Source organism: Holophagales bacterium (genome assembly GCA_016719485.1).
GTDB lineage: Bacteria > Acidobacteriota > Thermoanaerobaculia > UBA5066 > UBA5066 > UBA5066.
In genome coordinates this window covers 517,770-538,411 of record JADJZB010000021.1, presented here as the reverse complement: position 1 = coordinate 538,411, position 20,642 = coordinate 517,770, and the positions used below count along the sequence as shown (strand labels likewise).

Below are 20,642 nucleotides of genomic sequence, written 5' to 3'. Positions count from 1 at the left end.
CACGCAGCGACCTGCCCGGAGCGGGTCCCGGCGGAGCTGCCGTCACTCCCCCAACCCCTTCATCAAAGCCTCCCGCGCATCCCCGTAGAACTGGATGTCCACCTTCGTTGCCTTGTCGTCGGGCAGGTCAATGAGCTGCCGTCGCGCCGATACCGGCATGAGCAGGATCCGCGCGCCCTTCTCGATCGCCAGTTCGGCGATGTCGACGGGGTTGAAGACCGGGTCGACGGAGCCGCCGAGGTTGAGGCTGCCGACGGCGACGAGGCCGCCCTTGAGGCTCCTCTGGAGAAGCGAGCTGCAGAGGGCAAGGAGGGCGGCGACGCCGAGGTTCGCTCCGGACTTCACCGCGTCGAAGGCGCGTAGCTGGACGGAGAACTCGTGGGTGCGCGGGTCGCGGTCGCCGACGAGGCGCTTGGCGTTCGCGTAGAGGTTCTGTTCGGCGTAGCGGAGGCTCTCCTTGAAGGGGGGCGGAGAGGGCTGGTTGAGGATTCGCACACCCGAGCCGGGGCCTTCCGTCACCTCGATCCGGTAGAGGCCGGTGCCGTCGTCGGGGCCGCCGGGGCCGATCGTCCAGATCTGGCCGGGCGGGAGCGGGTCGGAGCCGACCGTGTCCTCGCTCTGGAGCTCGGGCGTCGAGACGAACTTCTCGACGCCGCTCTCGCCGAGGACGTAGCTGAACTGCGTCGCACGGAATTCCGCCGAGCCGATCCGCTTCTGCTGCTCCTTGACGCGCCGCCGGCACTCGAGGGCGAGGTGGACGGCCCACTCGAGGTCGGCGTCGGAGACGGGCGCCTCCGGGTCGGGCGAAATCAGCTTCATGAGGCCGCTGATCGTCTTCTGCACGCTCGTCAGGTCTCGGCCACTCAGGGCGCCGCCCCAGCGGACCCGGTCCTGGAGGGAGCGCGCGGCTCTCCTGACGGAGGCGGTGCCAGCATTCCGTGAGGAAGTCGCTGACGAGGCCGAAGTGGTCGGTGAAGTGCTCGAGGTGGTTGAGCTTCGGGATGTCCCATCCGGCGACGTAGGAGTGGATGCGGTCCATGAAGGCCGTGTCGTCTCGCATCTCGGGCGGCATCGGCCCGAGGAGGTGCCCGACCTTCTGCTGGTGGGTCACGTCGACGTCGAAGTTTCCCACCATGACGATGCCGCCGTCGGCTCGGATGCTCTCCTTGCCGCGCGCGAACTCCCCCGACTCCATGTACCCCTTCATGATCTGGACGCCGTCCTTCTGGTCGAACGAGACGCCCGAGATCTCGTCGTAGCAGACGACGTCGTACTGGCAGACGAGGCCGCGCTGCCCGTTCGCGAGGTTCACGAACATCTGCGCGACGGTGGTCTTCCCGCCGGAAACGAGGCGGGCGTAGGGCGAGACCTGCTGGAAGAGGTGGCTCTTGCCCGTGCCGCGCGGCCCCAGCTCCACCTGGTTGTAGTTCCGCTCGACGAACGGGACCATCCGGAGGAGGAGCATGTCCTTCGCCCGGTCTGTCAGCTTCTCGGGCTCGAAGCCGACGCTCCGAAGGAGGAACGCCTTCCACTCCTCCGTGTTGAAGAGCGCCCGGCCGCGCCGGAGGGTCGGGAGGACGTCGACCGTCGAGAGCTGGATCTCGCGAAGCGCGTTCACGCCGAACGGCCGCCCCCCCTGCTCCTGCGCGATCACCGCGTCGTAGCCGAGGGTCACCTCCGCGTAGAAGCCGCCGGTGAGCATCCGGTCGTTCTTCGAGACGAGAGCGTCCTCGATCCTCACGTCCTTGAGCCGCAGGCTCGGCAGCTCGGCCAGGAAGCAGTCGTCCTTCGCGTCGAGGCGGGCTCGAACGACATCGATGATCTTGACCGAGCCCTTCTCGCGCGCCTTCGCCTTGAAGAGCTCCTCCTCGCCGGCCCGGACGGTCCGGTTCCCGAGCTGCTCCTGGACGAGCTTCAGCCCTTCCTCGATCTCCTCCGGGTCTGTGCTCGCGCAGTAGCGGCCGAGGAGGAATTCCACGACGTACGTGGGCACCGGGTAGAGCCGGCCGAGCTTGCGGACGAGGTCCTTCCGGACGACGTATCCCTCGAACGCCTTCGCCGCGACCTCGTCGATCCTGTCGAGCGTCATTTCTTCCTCTCTCCGTAGGGCGCGGGGCTCTCGGCAACCTTAAGGGGCGCGAGGCGGTCGTATTCGTCGACGAAGGAGAGCGTCGGAAGGACGAAAGGCCCCGCCGGAAAGCGGCCGGTCAGGAGGAGCACGGTCTCGCGGATGGAGGAATACAGGATCGACATCCCGTTGACGAATGCGAGCCGCCGTGCCGCGGCCGGGCTCCATCTCGGCGACGACGCGGAAGATGCCTGAGACCGACATGGCGATCTGGTAGGAGCGGGGGCTGCTCATCGGCCGGTCGAACTACGATCGCGAGATCAGCTCGCCACCGGTTCGGCTCTTCGAGGTCGGCGAGGCCGGTCTGCGCCTGGATCGTCACCTGGGGCGAAGGCCCCGGCGCCGGGCCCTCAGAGAGCCGGATCTCGATTCCCGTGACGAATGTCCGCTCCGCCTGCAAAGCTGCGGTCTGCATGTCACGCCGCCTCGATGAGGCAGACGCCCGCGGCGGCCCGGACGACGGCGCCCGCATTGGCGGTAGCCTCGGACACGGCCAGGGGCGGGAGATCGTCCTTCCAGTGCGTCATGGATCCTCGCGGTGAGAGGTGAATGCGGAGGTCGCAGCCGAGGGCCATCGCGACGCGGACCATCGAGGAGAGAGTGAAGTTCGAGGTGCCCCGAAGGATCTTCGTGACGTAGGCCGGAGACGTCCCGATGCGGCGGGCCAGCTCGGCCCTCGAAACGTCCTTTTCGGCCATGACCCGACAGAGGTCTTCCGTGAAGTCGAGGATGGAACCCTCGACGTGGTAGGCCAGGCTCTCCTCGGCCTTCCGGAAGAACTCCTTGAACGTCGACTCCGTCATTAGCTTTCCTCCTCGATCAGGAGCGACCCCTCGCGTACGGCGCGAGCGACCTCGTCACGCAGACGAACGGCCCGCTTGGCCTCCGCCAGCACCTGTTTCTTCTTCGGCTTCAACACGCCGTGGGAGCAGACGATGAGCTGCCCCTCGAAGTTGAAGTAGAAGATGCGGACCCAGGTCCCTTTGAGTTCGAAGATGCCCTCCCGGCCCACCGGCCGGCAGTGGTGCTCGTTGCGGATCGAACCTGCCTCCGCGAGGAGCTGTAGCCTGCGGCCGATTCGCTCGGCGTCCCCGGCGACCTCGCCGGAGAGGCTCTCCAGAAAATCGAGCAACCCGCACCGCCGGTCCTCCCCGACTGGAGTCAGAACACTCCACCGGGCCTTCCGTACGACCCGGAGCCTCACGTTAACCTATGGGTTAAGAAAGTCAAGCGTCTCATCCCTCGCCCCCACCCACCACGGTCTGCACCTTCGCCATCGGGCTTCCATCCGGCCCGAGGAGGACGACGAAGGCCGCCGCACCCTCGTGCTCGTCACTCGCGTAGAGGGCGACCTCGGCGTCTCCACCCTTGAGCGTGGCCGCTTCCTTCGCGAGGACGGAGGTGGAGGCATCGCCGACCTTCTGCCGAATGTCCACCCGCGAGCCCGGAGCGGCGCCCTCGACGCTCACCTTGCACCGCAGGCTTGTCCACTTCACGGCGCCGATCTTCCCGGCCGAACCCGCTCCCGCCGTCGCGCGGACGGTGACGACCGGGATGACGCACTCCTGGAGGCTGACGCCGCCATGGGCGTACTCCATCCCCTTGTAGAAAGTCGCGACGCCGGGAGCGACGGCGACCCAGACGGCTGGGTCCCAGCGCCAGGGGACGAGCGGGAGGTTCGGGGTGACGCTCTCCTTGAGCGCCGCGCAGCGCCCCCAGCGGCTCTCGGCGAGGAACTTAGGGAGATCGACTTTCGGGAGGTCGCCGGGAAGGAGGAGCCAGCCGTGGTCGGTGACGACCCGCACCTCGCGCCAGCCGGCGTCGAGGAGGGCCTGCACCCGGCCGGCGAGCTCGCGCACCTCTTCCGCCACGCGCCGCGCCAGCTTCGCCCCCTGGTCGTGCCCAACCTTGTCGAGCGTCCCCGCCTCGGTCCAGGCGCGGCCCGCCGGATCTCCCGTCGCCTCGCCCGACAGCACCTGAATGCCCGCGCCGTCGAGGAGCTTCCGGAAGCGGTCGGGCGTCAGCGGCTTGCCGTCGGCCGTCGCCGCCTGGAATTCCGCCGCCGGCCCCCCGAGGAGGCCCGTCGCGACGGGTGAGACCGCCGGCTTCGCCGTCGCCGTCACGGTCGGAAGCGCCGCCCAGCGCCACCCGACGTTGACGCTCGCGCCGCCGTCCGAGAGGCGCGCTTCCAGCGCCCGCGCCACGTCGAAGCGAAGACCGTCAGCGAAGAGGACGCACGTCCCGGTATCGGGCGCGGCGAGCGCCTCGGCCACGGGAAGGCCCTTCCCCGAAAGCTCCTGAAGACGCCGCGCGCCCGCGTCGAGCCACGAGAGGTAGACGGCGCGAAGCGCCGCGTGAACGGCCTTCACGTCGGGCGCCTTCTCCACCGCCGCGAGGGCGCGGAGAGCCGCCGCGTCCACCTTCCAGCCGCCACCGGCCCACGCCTCGGCAAGATCGGCAGCGGTCGCCCCCGCGACCGGCGCCGCCACCGCGACCGCGGCGAGGTGCTCGAGCGCGACGGCCAGGGGCGCCCGCCCGAGCCTCGCCCAGAGCCATCCGCGCCGCGCGCCGTGCCGGGTCTCCAGCTCGGCCAGCTTCTTCGCGGCCGCCAGCGGCGCCGCATCGGTCAGCGCGAGAAGGTCGGCCCGCAGGGCGTCCTCCTCGCGGTCCGTCGCGCCCGGCCACGACTCCGGCTTGTGGAAGAGATCGCCCGCGCTCCGCTTCGGCTCGGCCTTCTCGAGCAGCGGGACGACTCCCGGGTAGTTCTGGGGCGCTTCCTCGAATCGCTCCCACACCGTCTCCCAGCCGCCGTCCCGGCTGCCCATCCTCTCTGCCGCGTCCAGCTCGCCGTCGCGCCCCGGGTCGAACCGGAGCGTCTCCTTGCACTCGTGGACGAACGCCTTCCACCGCTCCGCGGCCCAGGACCCCTTCGTCCCCTTCGGGTCGCTCATCCACGAGAGGAGGCTCTTGACCACGTCGGGCGCCACCATCTCGTTGAAGTCGATCGCCTCGAGCCTCTTCCCCGCCAGGCTCTGCACGGTGCGCTCGGCCAGCGGGAGAACCGCCGCGAGCATCGCCCGTCCCGTCGCCTCGTCGTGGGCCACGTCGAGGCCGAGCCCGCCGTCCGACTCGAGGAACGCGCGGACGGTCCAGTCCTTCCCGTTCTTCTGCGAGAAGAAGACGCCGCGGTACTGGAGCTCCGCGAGCGGCTGCAACGGGCGCGGGCACTCCTCCACGGCGCGCAGGTCGGCCCGGCTCACCTCCGGCAGGTAGAGGACCGGGACGGCCCAATCCGGGAGTGCCGCCTCGGGAAGCGTCCCGCCGAGGACGCACCGGAGCCAGGTGGCCGGCCCCGTCCGCTCCGTGGGCGCCCAGCTCCCGAGGACGAGGAGAGACGGGAGGCGCTTCTTCAGCACCGGGAGGAGCGGCTCCCACTGCCGCTCCTTGTCGGTCCAGAGGACGGCCGCAGGACCGACGGCCCCTTCCGAGACCTCCGCCGCGCCGCGCCCGACCGCCTCCACGAGGGCGTCGAGGACCGTCCGGGCCTTCTTCGCTCCGGTCACTTCCGCCCCTTCTTCTGCCGCGCCTTCCGCTTTTCGTCGAGCGTGAGGTGGAGGTCGTTGAGCCGCTCCTCGCCCCACGGCGCGCCGGGCGGGTTCTTGCCGCGGTCCTTCTCCCACTTGATGTTCGGGCGCTTGCGGAGGACGTCGGCCTCGACGAAGGGGCGGATGTTGAGCCTGACGCCGTCGTTCAGGTCGGGCTCCCAGCCGATCGGCTGCTCCTCCAGCGGCTTCCAGCGGACGAAGATGTCGTACGGGTCCTCGCCTTCGAGGATCGCCTCGAGCCGCTCCTGGAGGTCGACCGCCGCCGCGAGCCGGCCTCCGCCGTCGCCTCGTCCCGCTTCACGGCCTGCCGCATCTGCTGGATCCAGCCGCCGAGAGTCGTGAACGTCAGCTTCTCGAGGAGCTTGTGGTCGAGCTTGTGGTAGTTGACGAGGGCGTGGAAGCCGTCCTTCTTCCGGCCGTCCCAGACGTGCCAGATGAAGGGCCGGTGGTGGAAGAGCTTGCAGTGCTGCTCGAAGAACCCGTCGCGCAGCCACTCGTCGAGGCTCTTCCCCGCGAACCCGGCCGCGGCGAGGAGCTCGCCCTCGGTCGTCCCCTTCCACTTCTTTCCGTACGCTGCCGCGAGGAGCGCCCGAAGCCGGTCCGCCGCCGGCTGCTCGCCGCCGACGGGCGGGATGCAGACGATGCCGTCGCGGTCGCAAAGGGCGTCGAGACCGTCCTTCTCCTGGTCGGGCCAGTGGTAGCCGAGGAGGCGGGCGACGGCGACCTGGAGGAGGGAGTGGAAGGAGTGATCGTGCCCTTGAAGATCCACTGCGTCGGGTCTTCGGAATAGGGGTCGGGGAGGCCGTGGGGGTACTGCTTGCGGGCGACGGCTTCCCAGCGGGCTCTGTCGAACGGAACCTTCAGTAGATTGCCATTCGTCACTTTGAGAGTGCGATCGATGCACGCACTTCTCGACAGTTCCCCAGAGCCAGGAACGCCCACCATAGCGGCGCAAGGTCCGCTCCCTCTCTCGGGACAATCACGTGATGAGTTGATCGTCAAGGAACACCAACGTATCTTGTCACCGGAAGCTGCGCCATGAACTCACGCCCACCCTGACTTCCCCAAGCCTCCGCCCTCGGCCACGCGCCACTCCCTTCGCCAGGCGGCTGCGACAAACTGCCTGGGGCCTTCATCCTCCCAGAGCATGATCTTGTCCATCCCATCGCAGTCCACGTCCGGGGCAGGGAGGACTGCTGCAGACCCAGGCTCGACGACCGCAATGGACTCCCAGAAGACCCTATCGAGCTCGTGGGTCGTCGCCGGTCGCGACTCCTGCGAAGCCTCCGCGCCCAAGTGCTCAATCGTCATCCATGCCGCGCCCTGATGAAACTGAGCCATGGATCTGGTTCTGCGATAAGCGCTGCCGCTGGAAATCGCGGCGACCCAGTGCCTCTGCCTTCTCGAGGACCCATCTTCGCTATGTCGATGCATCGAGTATAAGGGAGATGCGCCGGACTCCGGAGGGCGCTCCACCCGTAACGGTCAGGCAACCTGACGACCACTCCACTGATGGAAGAGAACGCCCCTGGACCCAAGAACGCGACGAGAGACCAGCCTGATTCCCGAAGTCGTCGGCGGCGCAGCTGGCGAAACCCAACCAAGGAAAGCCACTCCTGAAATGACACGATCGCCTGTGGCGCCACCCGGGCCTGTCAAACCGAGACTTCGCTCCAACAGCATCGTGCCGAGATTCGCCTTGGACTCAGGGAAGGCGTTCTCTCCAAACGCCCTGAGCGAATCGGACTGCCGCCCTCGCTTCAAGTACGGCACATTCGTCGCCACAAGCGTGTACCGACCAGCAAGGATCTCCGCCGCCGTCGCAATCCCCCGCGCCGCAACCCCCAGCTCCCGAGCCTCCTCGTCCTTCTTCTCCCCCGACAGCGCCTTCGCGAGCAGCGGTTTCAGCTCGCCCCACCCTGCGACGAAAAGCCCTCCCTCTTCCCGCGTCGGGTCGATGAGGCTCCCGAGCGTCGGCGCGTCCTTGAACAGCTCGTAGAGCCGCTCGAGGCCGTTCCGCAGCTTCTCGTCGCCACCCGCGAGCCGGAGCCACTCCTCCTTCTTCGCCCGCGGCGCGATGCCGCAGCACGCGACATGCACGCCGTCCGCAGGAAGCTCCCGGTACCCGCCGGCCAGCTTCCACGCCTGGAGCGCCACCGCGAACGCCGCGATCTGCGTGCAGCGGGGGTCGATCTCGAGGCCGAAGAGGTTGTCGCGGAGGACGGCGTCGACCGCCTCGCCCGCGCCGAGCCCCTCCTCTTCTATCCGGAAAGCGACGAGGATCTTCAGCATCTCGACGAGGAAGTGCCCCGAGCCGCAGCACGGGTCGAGGCACTTCAGCTCCGCTGCCCGCTTCGGCCACTCGTCGAACGTCCCGGCGGCGGGCGTGCCGTCGTCGTTCCGCCTCAGGAACTCCATCTCGATCGGGGGCGTCCCTCCGTGGCGGCCCACCCACCAGGCCCCGAGCGTGTTGTGGAGGAGGAACTTCACCATGTACGGCTCGGTGAAGAGCTGCGTCACGGCGGGAAGCTCGTCCGCCCCGATCTTCACCTCGGACTTGTTGACGGCGTCCTTCCGCTCCTCCTGCCAGAACTGGTAGACCCAGCCGAGGCCGTCGTCTGCCGTGAAGACCTCTGCCGGGAGGCCGGCGAGGAGGGCCTCGAGCTTCGTCCGGTGCTCGGCCGCGAGGTCGAGGGCGAGGACGGGGTCGTCGGGGCGGAAGAGGGCGGGGAGCATCCGCGCGGCCCACCGGGCGGCCAGCTCCCACGGCTCGATCCTCGCTCCACCCGGCCCCTCGTTCGCGAACGCGCGCACCTCGTCGAGGGTGACGGCGACGCCGTCGGGGTGGAGGAGGAGGTCGTTCTCGGCGAGGAACCGGGCGAAGAGCATCCGGTGCCAGTGCTCGCAGCCGCACTCGGCGAGGAGGTGGTCGAGCTTCTGCCGGTTGTCGCGGCCCAGCGCGTCGCCGAGCTGGCGGCCCCGGGCGCGGAGAGCGACGCGGAGCTTCCGCATCTCGACGGAAAGGGCCCCGGCCGGCTCGGCGGCGTCGACGGCGAGGGCGCGGAGGGCCTGCTCGGCCCCCTTCTCGGCGACGCGCCGGGCATCGAGGACGACGGAGCGGAGACGGTTGCGAAGGTCGGGGTGGAGAGACGGCACCTTCTGCTCCTCCTCGTTCTCGTCAGACGATGACGGGGCCGGTCGCGAGCTTCTCCTTCAGGAGCCGCCGGGCCTCCTCGAGCCACTTCTCGACCTCGGCGTCGTCGTGAAGGGTCGCCGGAGGGAGCTTGACGTGGACGGCCTTCGGCGCTATCCGCCGCGCCGCCTCGGCGCGGGCCTCGGCGAAGCGGGACGGGAGGGCGTGGAGGCGCTCGGTCCAGTCGGCGAGGGATGCTGCGTCGAGGGAAGCGAGCAGCTCCTCGGGGGTGCCCGCCTTCGGCGCGGGCAGCTCGATGACACCGCAGGAGGCGAGGATCGCGGTGCGGTCGGCCGGGGAGAGCTTCTGCCAGGAGGCGTCGGCCTCGAGCGTCTTCGTCTCGCTCTCGAACCGCTCTCGCCAGGCGGTGTACCGGGCCTTCAGCTCGACGCGGAGGGCGTCGACGAGCCGAGCCGAGAGAGGCGGGACGGGATCGGGCGTGTCGAGGAGGCGGCGGCCGCTCCGGATCGCCTCGACCTGGGGCTCGACCTCGACCGCGACCGGAAGGGGCGCGGCGTGCGCGAGGAGGCACCCGAGGGCTTCCCACGCCGGGTGGCGGCGGGCGATCTCGTCGGCGCGCTCCTTCCACGTCTTCGCGAGGGCGGCGAGATCGGTCTTCGCCTCGAAGAGGGCGATCAGCTGCTCGTTACCGGAAAGCGCCGCGAGCTCGGAGACCTTCGTGAGCGACGGGCGCTCGGGGAGGGGCGGCTCGCCGCCCGCGGCCTCGGCGCGCCTGCGCAGCTCGGAGAGGAACGCGGCCGCCGCGGCGACCTCCTCTCCCGGCTTCGCCGAGAGGCCGACGCCCTGGAAGAGGCCGCGGAGCGCGACCTTCTGCTGGGGCGTGACGACGGCCTGCTCGAGCCGGAACTCGGCGGGGCCGAGCTTCGTCCCGTCGAGGTTCACGCCCATCGCCTGCCCCTGGAGCGTGGCGCGCAGCCGCTCGCCGGCGAGGAGGGCGAAGAGGCCGCCGTCGATCGTGTCCTGCGGCCAGCCGTACGGGGCGTCGCCGAACTGCTTGCGCAGGTCGCTCCCCTTCCGACCGGAGCCGATCGCCCCGAGGAGCGCAGCCGTGACGGGATGGGCCTCGACCGCCCCCTTGTGCCCGACGGCTTCGAGTGCGTCGGGGCTCCCGCCCTTCGCCTTCGTGAAGACCTGCTCCCACTTCGGGTCGTCGCCCTCGCCGAAGCGCGGGTAGAGGCGGGCGAGGGCCGACCCGACGGCCTCCGTCACGGTGTCGGCGAGGTCTTCGCCCTCGAGCGGGGCCGGGGCGCCGGCGAGGTAGACGCGGGCTTCGTCGACGATCTCGGCGACGAGGCCGTCGACTTCCTGCCGGCGCGCGTCGAAGGTCCCCTCCATCCCCCGGCGGGCCTCGCGCCCCTCGTCGGTCGTCGGCATCCCCCGGGCGTGGAGCGTCTCCTCCGCCGCCTTGCAAGCGGCGAGGGCCTTCTTCAGCTCCTCGCTCCGCTTCTTCGGGACGAAGACGACGACGAGCGGGGCGCCGGTGCCGAGGGAGTGGACGTCGGCGACGACGCCCTTCTCGTCCTCGTTCCAGCCGTCGCGGACCCAGACCGGGATGCCGCCCTTCGTCCCCGAGGGCTTGTCCGGCCCGAACGAGAGCTCGGCGACGCGGCGGACCTTCGACTTCCCCTGGCTGACGGCGATCCCGCCGAGGAGGTCCTTCAGCGCCCCCTCGAGGGCGTCGCGGCGGAGCCCGGCCATCTTCGGCTCGTCGGCCTGGACGCGGCCGAGGGCCTCGCGGTAGGCGGCATCCCAGGCGCTCCCCTCCTTCGTCTGGAGGCGGTACTCGTCGTCCACCTTCATCAGGTGGCCGGCCTTCACGAGGGCTTCGAGGACTTTGGGCACGCGGCGGCGAAGGTCGTTGCCGCCGGCCGTCAGGTCTTCGACGAGGAGGTTCGCGAGGGTGTCGGAGTCGGCGCGGACGCCGTCGTCGATTCCCTTCTCGCGCGGGAGGCGGCCGATGAGGAAGACGAGCGACGCGAGGCGCGAGGCGAGGGAGCCGTCGGCGGTGCCGTCTGCCAGCTTCTCGATCCTCTCGTGGATCTCGCGGAGGAGGACGCCCGTCTGGATCAGCTCCGTCGCCCGGCTGGCGTAGACGAAGTCGGCCGGGACGACCGTGCCGAGGGGGGCCTCCGCCGTCTGCTGGACCGCCTCGTGGACGACCCGGAGCTGCGTGCGGAGCTGCCCCGACGTGCCGGCCCGGTCGACAGCGCGGAGAACCTTCTCCCAGAAGCGGCGCCTCACGGGGAGGAGCGGGTAGTCGACGACGCGGGTCTCCTCGTCCTCGGGGCGGGGGCCGATCTTCGTTTCGGTGAGGTGCCGCGAGACCTCGCCGCTGCAGCGGTCGAGGAGCTTCTCGACGGCGTCGGCCTTGTCGGGCTTCTTGGCAAGGACGATCTTGCGGATAACCGTCTCGACGTCGGCGTCGGAGAGCTCGATCTTCACCGGGAAGCGGTCCTGGATCTTCTGGAGGACGGGCGTCCCCGAGAGCGCCGTCTGGCCGGTCGCGACGAGGAGGACGCGCGCGCCGAACCTCTTCGCGAGGCATTCCGCGAGGTTGTTGACCTGGGAGCTGCGCGCCGGGTCGTCGCCGATCCACTGCTGGACCTCGTCGAGGACGACGAGGGTCAGCGGGAGCTTGCCGTCCACGTCGAGCGCCTCATGGATGGCGTGGATCATGTCGTCTTCGCTGATCTCGTCCCTGCTCGGGAACTCCTCCTTCAGGAGGAGGCGGGCTTTCGCCTCGCTCTCGGCGAAGTTCGGGTCGACCGCCAGGAGCGCCTTGGCGAGGACGGGCGAGACGTAGAGGTTCCGGAGCTCCTTCTCGAACTCCTTCCCCGCCTTCTCGACCTCCCGCTTCACCTTGTCGTACCAGCCGTGCTTCCTCAGGTAGAGGACGAAGCGGCCGTGGGCAAAGCTCTCCGGGAGGCCGGCCGAGCGAAAGACGACGCCGAGGAGGGCGAGGCGGATGCTGCCGCCGGCGCCGGACCCGAGCGTGCCGCCCGCGGCGTGGAGGCCGCCGAGCCGCTTGCCCTGGGTCGAGAGGTCTTTGAGAGAGGCTTTCAGGTCGTTCGTCAGGTGCGCGAGGCCGCGGGCGCGCGCACCGCCCGGAAGCTCCTGGTCGACCCAGAGCGCCCGGAGCATCTTGACGAGGTGCGACTTGCCGCTGCCGAAGAAGCCGCTCACCCAGACGGCCTTCTGCTCTTCCTTGCCGAGGGCGGCGAGGAAACCGTCGAGGATCCGCTGCAGGCCCCGGGCGTACTGCTTCTCGCAGACGAAGGTCTCGAGCTCGTACCGGAGCGTCTTCAGCTCCTCGGCGGTGGCGTCGTCCCCGACCTTTGCGACGCCGTTGTTGACGAGGCGGAGCTCGAGGGGATCCGTCTGGAAGACCTCACGGTTCTTCATCGTCATGACGCGAAAGCTCCTTCGCTGGCGAGGATGGGAACGGCCCGGTAGCTCCAGCCGTCGCGGGCGTCGAGGAAGCGGTAGTTGCCGTTCTCGTACTCGCCCGGGAAGAAGACGACGAGACGGCCCCGGATGGAGGGCTCGAGGGCGCCGACGAGCTCGGAGACCCGGACGAAGCCGAAGAGGGAGGAGATGCCCGTGAGGGCGACGACGTCGGCCTCGCCCGCCCTCTCGAGACGGGCGAGATGAGTGCAACGAGCCAGGCGCGGAAGTCGACGAGCTTGTCGCGATCGAGCGAGTCGGGGTCCTCGAAGTAGCTGTCGCGGTACTCCTCGGCCGCCATCCAGGTGGCGAAGGAGTCGGTCAGGTCGAGGGAATCCCAGCCGTGGCCGGCCTTCTTCGCCGCCCCCTCGAACTCGGGGAGGTGGAGCCGGAGGCGGCGCTCGTCCGCCTTGTCGTAGACGCAGAACCAGACCTTCTCGCCGCCCGAGAGGCCGCCGGCCCAGGGGGTGGCGATGTGGGAGGCCCACGCTTTCACGAGGGCTTCAATGCGATTCATGGAGGAGCGTCTCCTCTTCAGGGGTCAGCCACCCGGGGAACTGGACGTCGACGACGGGGCCGGCCTGCTTGAGCGAGAGGAGGCCCGCTGCGGAGGCCTCCTCGGCGAGGGTCAGGATCTCCTCGGGGCGGCGGTCGAGGAGCGAGGCCCAGAAGGTTGTGAAGAGCGCCGGGCCGCGGAGGCCGCAGAGGTAGCCGAGGAAGAGGGCGTAGGCCGCGGCCTCGCGGGTGACGCGGGGGCGGGAACGGGCTTTCTTCGCCCGGCCCGAGATGTGGCCGGCCTGCGTGAAGGAGGAGGCGGCGTTCCGCGCGATCTTGTTCCGAATGGAGTCGTTGAATCGGCCGGGAATCGCCGAGGCGAGGGCAGCGTCGAGATCGTCTTTCGAGAGGGGCGCCCCCTCGCGAACACGCAGGACCGCCGGCGCGACGAGGCGCACGAGCGGGTCGCGGGCGGAGGCGCAGAGGAGGGCGAGGACGGGGCGCGAGGATCCGGCCGTCGGCCAGAGGCGGCGGAGGTTCCGGAAGAGGGGAACGTCGGACGAGAGGGCGTACAGCTCGCTCAGGCGCTGGGCCGTGAGGCGGCGTGTCGCGGCGCTCTTCTTGCCGAGGACGTTCTCTTCAGCGATCGCGCGGCGGTAGTCGACGTTCGTAGCATCGACGGGGACTGCCGAAAGAGCGGCTGCCAGCTCCGCGAGCATCATCGTCCGGCTGGAATGCGTGCCTCGGTCGCCGGTCCGGAAACCGAATGCCTCGGGCAGGTCGTCAGCGGTCACGGGAGCTTCTCCGCACGCAGTTCGCCTCCGCCCCTTGAATTAGCACCGGGACCCGGTCAGATGGCGTCCGTGCGATCCCGATAGAAGGAGTTTACGGGAGTCGATTCCCGGCGCGGGGGCGCTCTGCCCGCACGATCCTCCCGTCGGCCTACTACTCCGACTCGATCGCCACCCGGATCGCCGCCTCCGGTACACCGGCGCTTTTCCACGTAATCATGTCGTCCGCTGTCAGGGGACGCGTGAACGCGATCTTTCTGACCCACGCGACCAGCGAGTCGTCCCCGAAGCCGGCGGCCTTCAGATCGAGGAGTTTCTTCATCGCCGTTTCGGGTTCGAGCGTCTCCGTTGCCGCCGGCCTCGCAGCGGTACGGGCAGCCGAGACGTCTGGCGACGCGGACTTCCCGGCCCATGCCTCGCGGAACCCGGGGTCGGCCCAGAGCTTCGAGTAGCAGGCGAGGACGGCGTCGCTGATGACCTCCTGATAGTTGCTCTCGTTCAGCCACCGTCCGAACCGTGATGCGGTCCCGCCGACGACGCCCGCCCAGAGTTCGGTCCCGCCCCGGCGCTTGAGGAGGAACTTCATCGTCACCTCGGCCTTGTACGAGTTCTCTTCGAAGACGAAGAACTTGATCACGACGGGCTCGAGGAGAAGGTCGGCCCCAGGCTTCCCCGCGGTGCCCCATTCCGCGAACGACGATTCGAGCACCTGGTGCAGCCACGGCGCGACCGGCTGCTTCGCCCGGACCGGGATCGGCACCTTCTTCCGGTCGATGCTCTGTCCGATGAGTTCGCGGGATTCTGGCCGGTCGTCCACGACGGCGAGAATCTCGAACGGCGGTCCGGCAATCGCCATGACGCCCCGCTCCTCGAGGACCTCCTCCGCGTCCGTCGGAACGTACTTCAACCCAACCCGCAATTCCGGTCTCGCCGGGGGTCGTGTTGCCTGCGTCGTCTCGGCCACTGTGGCAGCCATGACCGTGACAGTGAGAAAGAGGGGAACCAGGTAGGCCGGAAGAACACGAAACGGCAGGCTCTTCTTCACGAAGTCATCTCCTACTCGAACGAAATTGAAGACCGCGCCTGGGATCCGACCCGATCGCGGGGGATATCGTGTCGGCAGGCGTCACCCAAACCGCCGAACAGAGCAGTATCCCCCAACGATCCTCGGCATGCACGTTGGCACTCGGCGGCGAGGGAGGCCGCCGTAGCGCGTTCAACAAGTCTCGGGGCCGGCAGGTCCCCGGGGGGGCCTCAGAACGTCGTCGCGGCCCCGAACGCGAAGGTTCGACCCTGGCCGGGGAAGCCCGCCTCGCTCTCGTAGTCGGCGTCGAGGAGGTTCCGGACGGCGACGTGGAGGCGGACCCCCTTCACGACCTCCTGCGTCACCTTCGCGCCGAGGAGGAAGTAGCCGTCGATCTCCTTGACGGGGTCGTTCGGGTAGATGGGCGACGGGAGGCTCGTGTACATCGAGCCGACGTAGACGGCGTCGAGGTCGAGGAGTGTCTTCGGACCCGGCACCGTGTACGACGCGAGGAAGCCCGCCTTGTGGGCCGGGACGTTCGTCACGTCGTCGGTGACCCGCCCGTCGCTCTCGTCCGCGGAATGGACGTAGGTGTAGTCCGCGCGGAGGGAGAGATCGGGGAGCGGGGTGACCTCGACGACCGTCTCGAAGCCGGCCATCCTCACCTGCCCGATGTTCTGGTAGATGTTCAGGCTGCCCGATCCGTTCCGCGTGATCAGGTTCCGGACGTCGTAGTAGAAGCCGCCGAGCTCCAGCCTCGCGGTCGGCCCGAGCGGATGAGAGACGCTGAGGGTCGTGTTGAGGCTCTTCTCGGACTCGAGCGCCGTGTTCCCGTTCTTCGTCGAGTAGAGCTGCGAGAGGGTCGGGAACCGGCTCTTGCGCGCGATCGCGGCGTTCACGACGGTCCCGGACGTCCCGCGCCAGACGAGGCCCGCCATCGGGTTGACCTGCGAGTCGCTGGGCGTCGCGAGCGGGTCCTGCCTCACGAAGTCGCCCGTCGAGCCGTCCGTCACGTTGCGCGTCGCGTTCGAGACGTCGAACCAGTCGGCCGAGACTCCCGCGACGGCCGAGAGGCTCTTGGAGAAGTCCATCGAGTCCTCGAGCCCGACCGACCCGGTGATCGCGCTCGACTCGGCGAACGGGAGGTAGGCGTCGTCGCGCTCGCGGTGCGTGTCGTCCTTCAGGTGCGCCGAGAAGCGCAGGGTGTTCGAGGGCGCCACCTGCCACTCGCCGAGGAGGTTGCCCCCCGCGAGCGTGTCGTCGTAGCGGCTCACCGCGATCTGCTCGCGGTGCTCCGCGTCCTTGTACGAGACGAGGTCGTCGACGTGCTCGTGGTAGAAGCCCTTCGCCTTCAGCGTGAGGCCCGGGGCGAGCTGGTGCCTGCCGTCGAGGTCGACGCCGAGGTCGCGGTAGGTCGGGATCTGGTTGAACTGGGAGAACGCGGGCCGCTTCAGGAAGACCTGCACGCTGTCGGTCGAGGGAGGCACCCCCTTGTCGCGGTCGAAGTAGTGGAGGTTCACGAAGAGTGCGGTGGCGGCCGACGGCTCCCAGCCCACCTTCGCCCAGGCGTTCAGCGATTTCGTGTCCGAGCTCTCCCGGCTCCCTCCGTCCTCCAGGATCGCCGGCGTGTTCTTCGTCGGGTTCTTCTGCGCGATCGTCCCGACCTTCGGCTCGAAGGAGCCGGAGACCGGCGTCCCGTCGCTCGTCTGGCCGGAGACGTTCAGCCAGTAGCTCATCGCTCCACGCCGCTGGCCGTGAGTCGCCGTGAACCGGCCGGTGGAGTAGTCGCCCCCCTCGACGAGGGCCTCCGTATGAGGGGTCGTCCCGGCGGTCTTGCTGATGATGTTGATCGTCCCGCCGAGGGCGTTCGCTCCGGCGAGGACCGACGCGGCGCCCTTCGTGATCTCGATCCGGGCGACGTTGTCGGTCGGGATCTGCGCGAGGTCGAGCTTGCCGTAGTTCGCCTCGTAGTACGGGACGCCGTCGATGAGGACCTGGACGCGGCTCTGGTCGAAGCCGTGGACGTAGACCGTCGGCTCGTTCTTGCGGCCGGTCGAGACGCGCAACCCTGGGACGCCAGCAAGCGCTTCGGCGACGTTCTTCGCGTTGCGGGCCTTGATCTCCTCGGCCGTCACGGCGACGGTGAGGGCCGTTTCGTCCACCGCGTCGGCCTCGGCCGTGACGGTGACGCGGGCGAGAGCGTAGGTCTCGTAGGCCGGGGGCTCTTCGTCCGCGCGGGCGGGCAGGGTGGCGAGGCTCAGGCACGACGCGCACAGGGTCAGGTGAAGGGCGGCTTTTCTCACGAATCCTCCGATCGAGTTCGGCGTCGGTGCCCGGCCTTCGGTTCCCGCGGGGAACCTGCGAAACTGGGGCGTCGCCGGAGAAGTGAAGTGACGAAGCTGAAGAGAGACCCGGAACCCGGACGCCCCGCCCCCGGCCCTGCGAGCCTGAAGCCGAGGCTGCGGGTCGTGCGGGACGGCGAGGTCCTCGTCGGCCCGGGGATGGCGCAGCTCCTCGAGACGATCGGCCGGACGGGGAGCCTGCGGGTCGCCGCCGACGAGCTGAAGATGTCCTACATGCACGCGTGGGGCCTCGTGGGGACGATGAACCGGGGTTTCCGCGACCCTCTCGTCGAGCTCTCCCGCGGCGGCGCGGTGCGCGGGGGCGCCCGGCTCACCGCGCGGGGCGAGGAGGTCCTGGGCCTCTACCGGGAGATGGAGGCCGAGGCCCGGCGCGCCGTGGCCTCGCGCTGGAGGCGCCTGCGGCGCCTTCTCTCCTGAAGCCCGTCGGCCCGAAGGCCTCGTCGCGGCGCACGTCAAACCGACCTATTCTACCGAATAGAACGGTGGGAGCTCACCCGGTGACGGCGGCGATCTCCTCCGCGGTGAACCCGAGCTCGTGGAGGACGCGCCCGGTGTCGGCGCCGAGCGCCGGCGCGGGAGCGTGCGGGCGCCTCAGCCCGGGCAATCCGAGATAGGCGGCGGGAGTCGCCATGACGCCGCCCCCGGGCAGCGACGTCCGCTCCATGCGCGCCGCCAGCTCGTCACGCGCCGCGGCGAGGTCGTTCACCGGCGTCAGCGGGATGCCGAGCGCCCGGGCGAGCTCCATCCAGTCGGCCCGGGAACGGGACGCGAAGACACTTCCCAGGCGCGCTGCGGCATCGGCCCCCGCCTCGCCGGTGTCGAGGCCGTCCCCGGCGTGCTCGGGAATCCCCGCCATCTCGCAGAGCGCCTCCCAGAACTTCGGCTCGATGGCTCCGAGCGCCACCCGGGCGCCGTCGGCGCAGCCGTAGGTCCGGTAGGCCGGGCACTTCCCCGCGAGGATCCCGTCGAGGACTCCGCCACCGCCCGCTCCGACCTCTGCGAAAGACCAGGTGAGAAACGGCAGCGGCCCGGCCACGAGCGGCTGCTCGACGTGGAGGCCCCGTCCGCTGCGGTGCTTCAGGAGGAGCGCCGCCAGGGTGGACGACACGGCCAGGAGCCCCGCGCTGACGTCGGCCACCTGGACGCGCGGAAGGTCTCCCGGGGGGAGCTCCGAGAGGAAGCCCGTGACGGCCGTGAAGTTCAGGTCGTGCCCGATGCGGCCCGCGTCCGCGCCCTCCGAGCCGAAGCTCGAAAGGGAGACGACGACGAGGCCGGGATTCTGGGCGGCGAGCCGCTCGTACCCGAGGTCCCACCGGTCGAGCGTCCCCGGGCGGAAGCTCTCCACGAGAACGTCGGCGTGCCGCGCCATCTTCCGGAGCGTCGCGGCGCCGGCAGGCGTCTTCAGGTCGAGCGCCACCGACTCGACGCCGCGGAAGAAGGCGAGAAAGCCCACGCCGGTGCCGCTCACGAGGGGCGGCGTGACCCGCATCGGGTCTCCTGCGTGCGGATCCTCGATCTTGATGACGCGCGCCCCGAGGTCGACCAGGTTCCTCACGAGGACGGCCCCGGGAAGCATCCGGGAGACGTCGAGGACGACCGTCCCGGCGAGGGGAGCGCCGCGTTCACGCCGCGATCTTCCGGAAGAGCCTGCCGAAGCGGGTCATCGCGCCCACGTTCGAGACCTTCACCTTGCCGAGGAGGAACGCCGTCTCGGGCGACTGCTGCCCGCTCTCGATGCCGAGGTAGGTCTTCTCCGTCGTCGTCACGACGCAGTCCGCGGTCCCCTCGTGCCCCTCGAGGGCGCGGCAGCTGCCGTCCTCGATGACGACGGTCCAGTCGGATCGCGCGACGTCCTTGAAGCGGAAGTGGAAGCGGGCGCTCCAGCCGGCCGCGCGATCCGCCCGGAACCGCAGCGGGAGGGTCTCGAAGAGCTCCGCGACGTTCGTCGGGATCTGGAGCTTGATCGCGACGGACGGCATGACGCCGGGGAGGGTCACCGGCTCCCAGCCAGACGGGCGCGGAAGGGCCGGCGGCCGAATCGCCGGGGCGACCTCCAAGGGTGCCTCGACGCCGGCCTCGGGAACGCGGTCGGGAACGGGCTCGGCGACGAGCTCCGGAACGAGCTCCGGAGCCGCCTCCGCTCTCACCAGGGGCCGGGTCTCGGCGAAGACGGCCTCGAGCGTGTCGGTCACGTCCGCCTCGAAGACGTCCGGGGAGACGGCGTCGGCCGCGAACGGGTTGCCCGCGCCGTCCAGGACCGGTCCGGCGGCATCCGGGGGCGGCGGCTCCTCGATCGGACCATGAGCAGGCCCGTTGGCCGGGTGTTCCGCGGCCGCCGCGTCGGCCTCGGTGGCCTCGCGCTTCGGGAAAACGAAGCCGTCGATGGCCGCCTTCGCGATGACCTCGCGCATGATCTCGCTCGTCCCGGCGACGATCGTCCCGAAGCGGGAGTCGCGGAAGAAGCGCTCGATCGGGTACTCCTCGACCGTCCCGTAGCCTCCGAAGAACTGGAGGCACTCGTCGGCCGTCTTCTTCGACAGCTCCGTGGCGAGGAGCTTGGCCATGCACGCCTCGGCGACCGGGTTCTCTCCCTTCTCGTGGAGCCAGGCCGCGTGGTAGACGAGCTGGGCAGCCGCCTCCAGCTCGGCGTACAGGTCGGCGAGCCGGTGGCGGATCGCCTGGAACTTCCCGATCGGCCTCCCGAACGCGTGGCGCGCCAGGACGTACTTCCGGGTCTCCTCGAGGGCGAGCCGCGTGCTCCCGACCGAGGTCGCCGCCGTGACGAGCCGCTCGAGGACGAACGTCTCCATGATGAGGTAGAAGCCCTCGTTCTCGCCGCCGACGAGGTTGCCGAGCGGGACGCGGACGCTCTCGAACGTCAGCTCGCCCGTGTCGGACGAGTGCCATCCCATCTTCCGGAGCTTGCTGCGGGAGAAACCGGGCGCGTCGGCCTCGACGACGATCAGGCTCAGGCCCCCTGCGCCCGCGTCCCTGTCGGTGCGGCAGGCCACGACGACGAAGTCGCCCTCGACGCCGTTCGTGATCCAGGTCTTCGCCCCGTCGATGACCCAGGAGTCGCCGTCCCTCCTGGCCGTCGTCCGGATCGCGGCGACGTCGGAGCCGGTGTCGGGCTCGGAGATGGCGATCGCACCGACCTTCGTCCCGGCGATCGACGGTGCGAGCCAGCGCCGCTTCTGCTCCCGCGTGCCGTGAAGGTGGATCGCCCCCGTGGCGATGAACTGCTGCACCGAGACCGCCGCGACGAAGCCCCCCATCAGGGAACGCGGAAGCTCCTCGAGGAAGGCGAGCGCGTGGAAAATGGACGCTCCCGTACCGCCCAGCTCCTCGGGGAAGAGGATCCCCAGGAAGCCGAGATCGCCCATCCGGCGGAACGCCTCGCGCGGAATCCTGCGCGCCTCTTCCCACTCCCGGGCATAGGGCGCGATCTCACTTTCGAGGAACTGACGGACCGTCCGGCGGAAGCTCTCGTGCTCCTCTCCGAAGTAGATGGACGTCATGCTCACCCTCGGGATGGAATAATCGGGGCTGCCCCGAACTCAGGAGATTACGCCAGTGCC

General features: G+C 69.8%; 13 protein-coding genes and 3 pseudogenes. 1 reads left to right on the top strand and 15 read right to left on the bottom strand.

The features are described from left to right. Positions 1 to 42 precede the first annotated feature (42 nt). From brxL to IPN03_14390, 13 genes and pseudogenes are all read right to left on the bottom strand, one after another. Positions 43 to 2,089, bottom strand: a pseudogene (gene brxL / locus IPN03_14450) (protease Lon-related BREX system protein BrxL). Next, positions 2,086 to 2,253 carry a hypothetical protein gene (locus tag IPN03_14445; protein ID MBK9374884.1) on the bottom strand — a complete coding sequence of 56 codons (168 nt, stop codon included), beginning with the start codon at positions 2,251 to 2,253 and terminating at the stop codon, positions 2,086 to 2,088. Before IPN03_14445 ends, brxL begins: the two are co-directional and overlap by 4 nt. Positions 2,254 to 2,544: 291 nt before the next feature. Further along, positions 2,545 to 2,931 (bottom strand): helix-turn-helix transcriptional regulator, encoded by a 387-nt coding sequence (locus tag IPN03_14440; protein ID MBK9374883.1) that lies wholly within the window; start codon positions 2,929 to 2,931, stop codon positions 2,545 to 2,547. Beyond that, on the bottom strand, positions 2,931 to 3,332 hold the full coding sequence (locus IPN03_14435) for a type II toxin-antitoxin system RelE/ParE family toxin (GenBank protein MBK9374882.1): 402 nt from the start codon (positions 3,330 to 3,332) through the stop codon (positions 2,931 to 2,933). The genes IPN03_14440 and IPN03_14435 overlap by 1 nt, the downstream gene beginning before the upstream one ends. A 31-nt stretch (positions 3,333 to 3,363) precedes the next feature. Next, positions 3,364 to 5,691 (bottom strand): BREX-1 system phosphatase PglZ type B, encoded by a 2,328-nt coding sequence (gene pglZ, locus IPN03_14430; protein MBK9374881.1) that lies wholly within the window; start codon positions 5,689 to 5,691, stop codon positions 3,364 to 3,366. Next, positions 5,688 to 6,597 (bottom strand): annotated as a pseudogene (locus IPN03_14425) (type II restriction endonuclease). The gene pglZ and the pseudogene IPN03_14425 overlap by 4 nt, the downstream one beginning before the upstream one ends. Before the next feature lie 180 nt (positions 6,598 to 6,777). Continuing rightward, a complete protein-coding gene (locus tag IPN03_14420) occupies positions 6,778 to 7,044 on the bottom strand; it encodes a hypothetical protein (protein ID MBK9374880.1) in 267 nt (88 codons plus the stop codon). Positions 7,045 to 7,218: 174 nt separating this feature from the next. After that, entirely contained in the window at positions 7,219 to 8,889 is a 1,671-nt protein-coding gene (locus IPN03_14415; GenBank protein MBK9374879.1) for a hypothetical protein, read from the bottom strand. A gap of 22 nt (positions 8,890 to 8,911) precedes the next feature. Further along, a complete protein-coding gene (gene brxC / locus IPN03_14410; protein ID MBK9374878.1) occupies positions 8,912 to 12,355 on the bottom strand; it encodes a BREX system P-loop protein BrxC in 3,444 nt (1,147 codons plus the stop codon). Beyond that, a pseudogene (locus IPN03_14405) lies at positions 12,352 to 12,908 on the bottom strand (DUF1788 domain-containing protein). The gene brxC and the pseudogene IPN03_14405 overlap by 4 nt, the downstream one beginning before the upstream one ends. After that, positions 12,895 to 13,680, bottom strand: coding sequence for a hypothetical protein (locus IPN03_14400; GenBank protein MBK9374877.1), 786 nt, complete (start codon positions 13,678 to 13,680; stop codon positions 12,895 to 12,897). The pseudogene IPN03_14405 and the gene IPN03_14400 overlap by 14 nt, the downstream one beginning before the upstream one ends. A gap of 151 nt (positions 13,681 to 13,831) precedes the next feature. Then, positions 13,832 to 14,722, bottom strand: coding sequence for a hypothetical protein (locus IPN03_14395; GenBank protein MBK9374876.1), 891 nt, complete (start codon positions 14,720 to 14,722; stop codon positions 13,832 to 13,834). 209 nt (positions 14,723 to 14,931) lie between these two features. Further along, complete coding sequence (locus tag IPN03_14390) at positions 14,932 to 17,004, bottom strand: TonB-dependent receptor (protein ID MBK9374875.1); 2,073 nt, start codon at positions 17,002 to 17,004, stop codon at positions 14,932 to 14,934. Between the two features lie 198 nt (positions 17,005 to 17,202). Between IPN03_14390 and IPN03_14385 the strand changes: the two genes are divergently transcribed. Further along, positions 17,203 to 17,481 carry a LysR family transcriptional regulator gene (locus IPN03_14385; GenBank protein MBK9374874.1) on the top strand — a complete coding sequence of 93 codons (279 nt, stop codon included), beginning with the start codon at positions 17,203 to 17,205 and terminating at the stop codon, positions 17,479 to 17,481. 73 nt (positions 17,482 to 17,554) lie between these two features. Here the strand turns inward: IPN03_14385 and IPN03_14380 are convergent, their stop codons facing one another. Together IPN03_14380 and IPN03_14375 are read right to left on the bottom strand one after the other, a co-directional pair. Next, positions 17,555 to 18,640, bottom strand: a complete 1,086-nt coding sequence (locus tag IPN03_14380; GenBank protein MBK9374873.1) for a CoA transferase — start codon at positions 18,638 to 18,640, stop codon at positions 17,555 to 17,557. 46 nt (positions 18,641 to 18,686) lie between these two features. Continuing rightward, positions 18,687 to 20,588, bottom strand: a complete 1,902-nt coding sequence (locus tag IPN03_14375) for an acyl-CoA dehydrogenase family protein (GenBank protein MBK9374872.1) — start codon at positions 20,586 to 20,588, stop codon at positions 18,687 to 18,689. Positions 20,589 to 20,642: the final 54 nt, after the last annotated feature.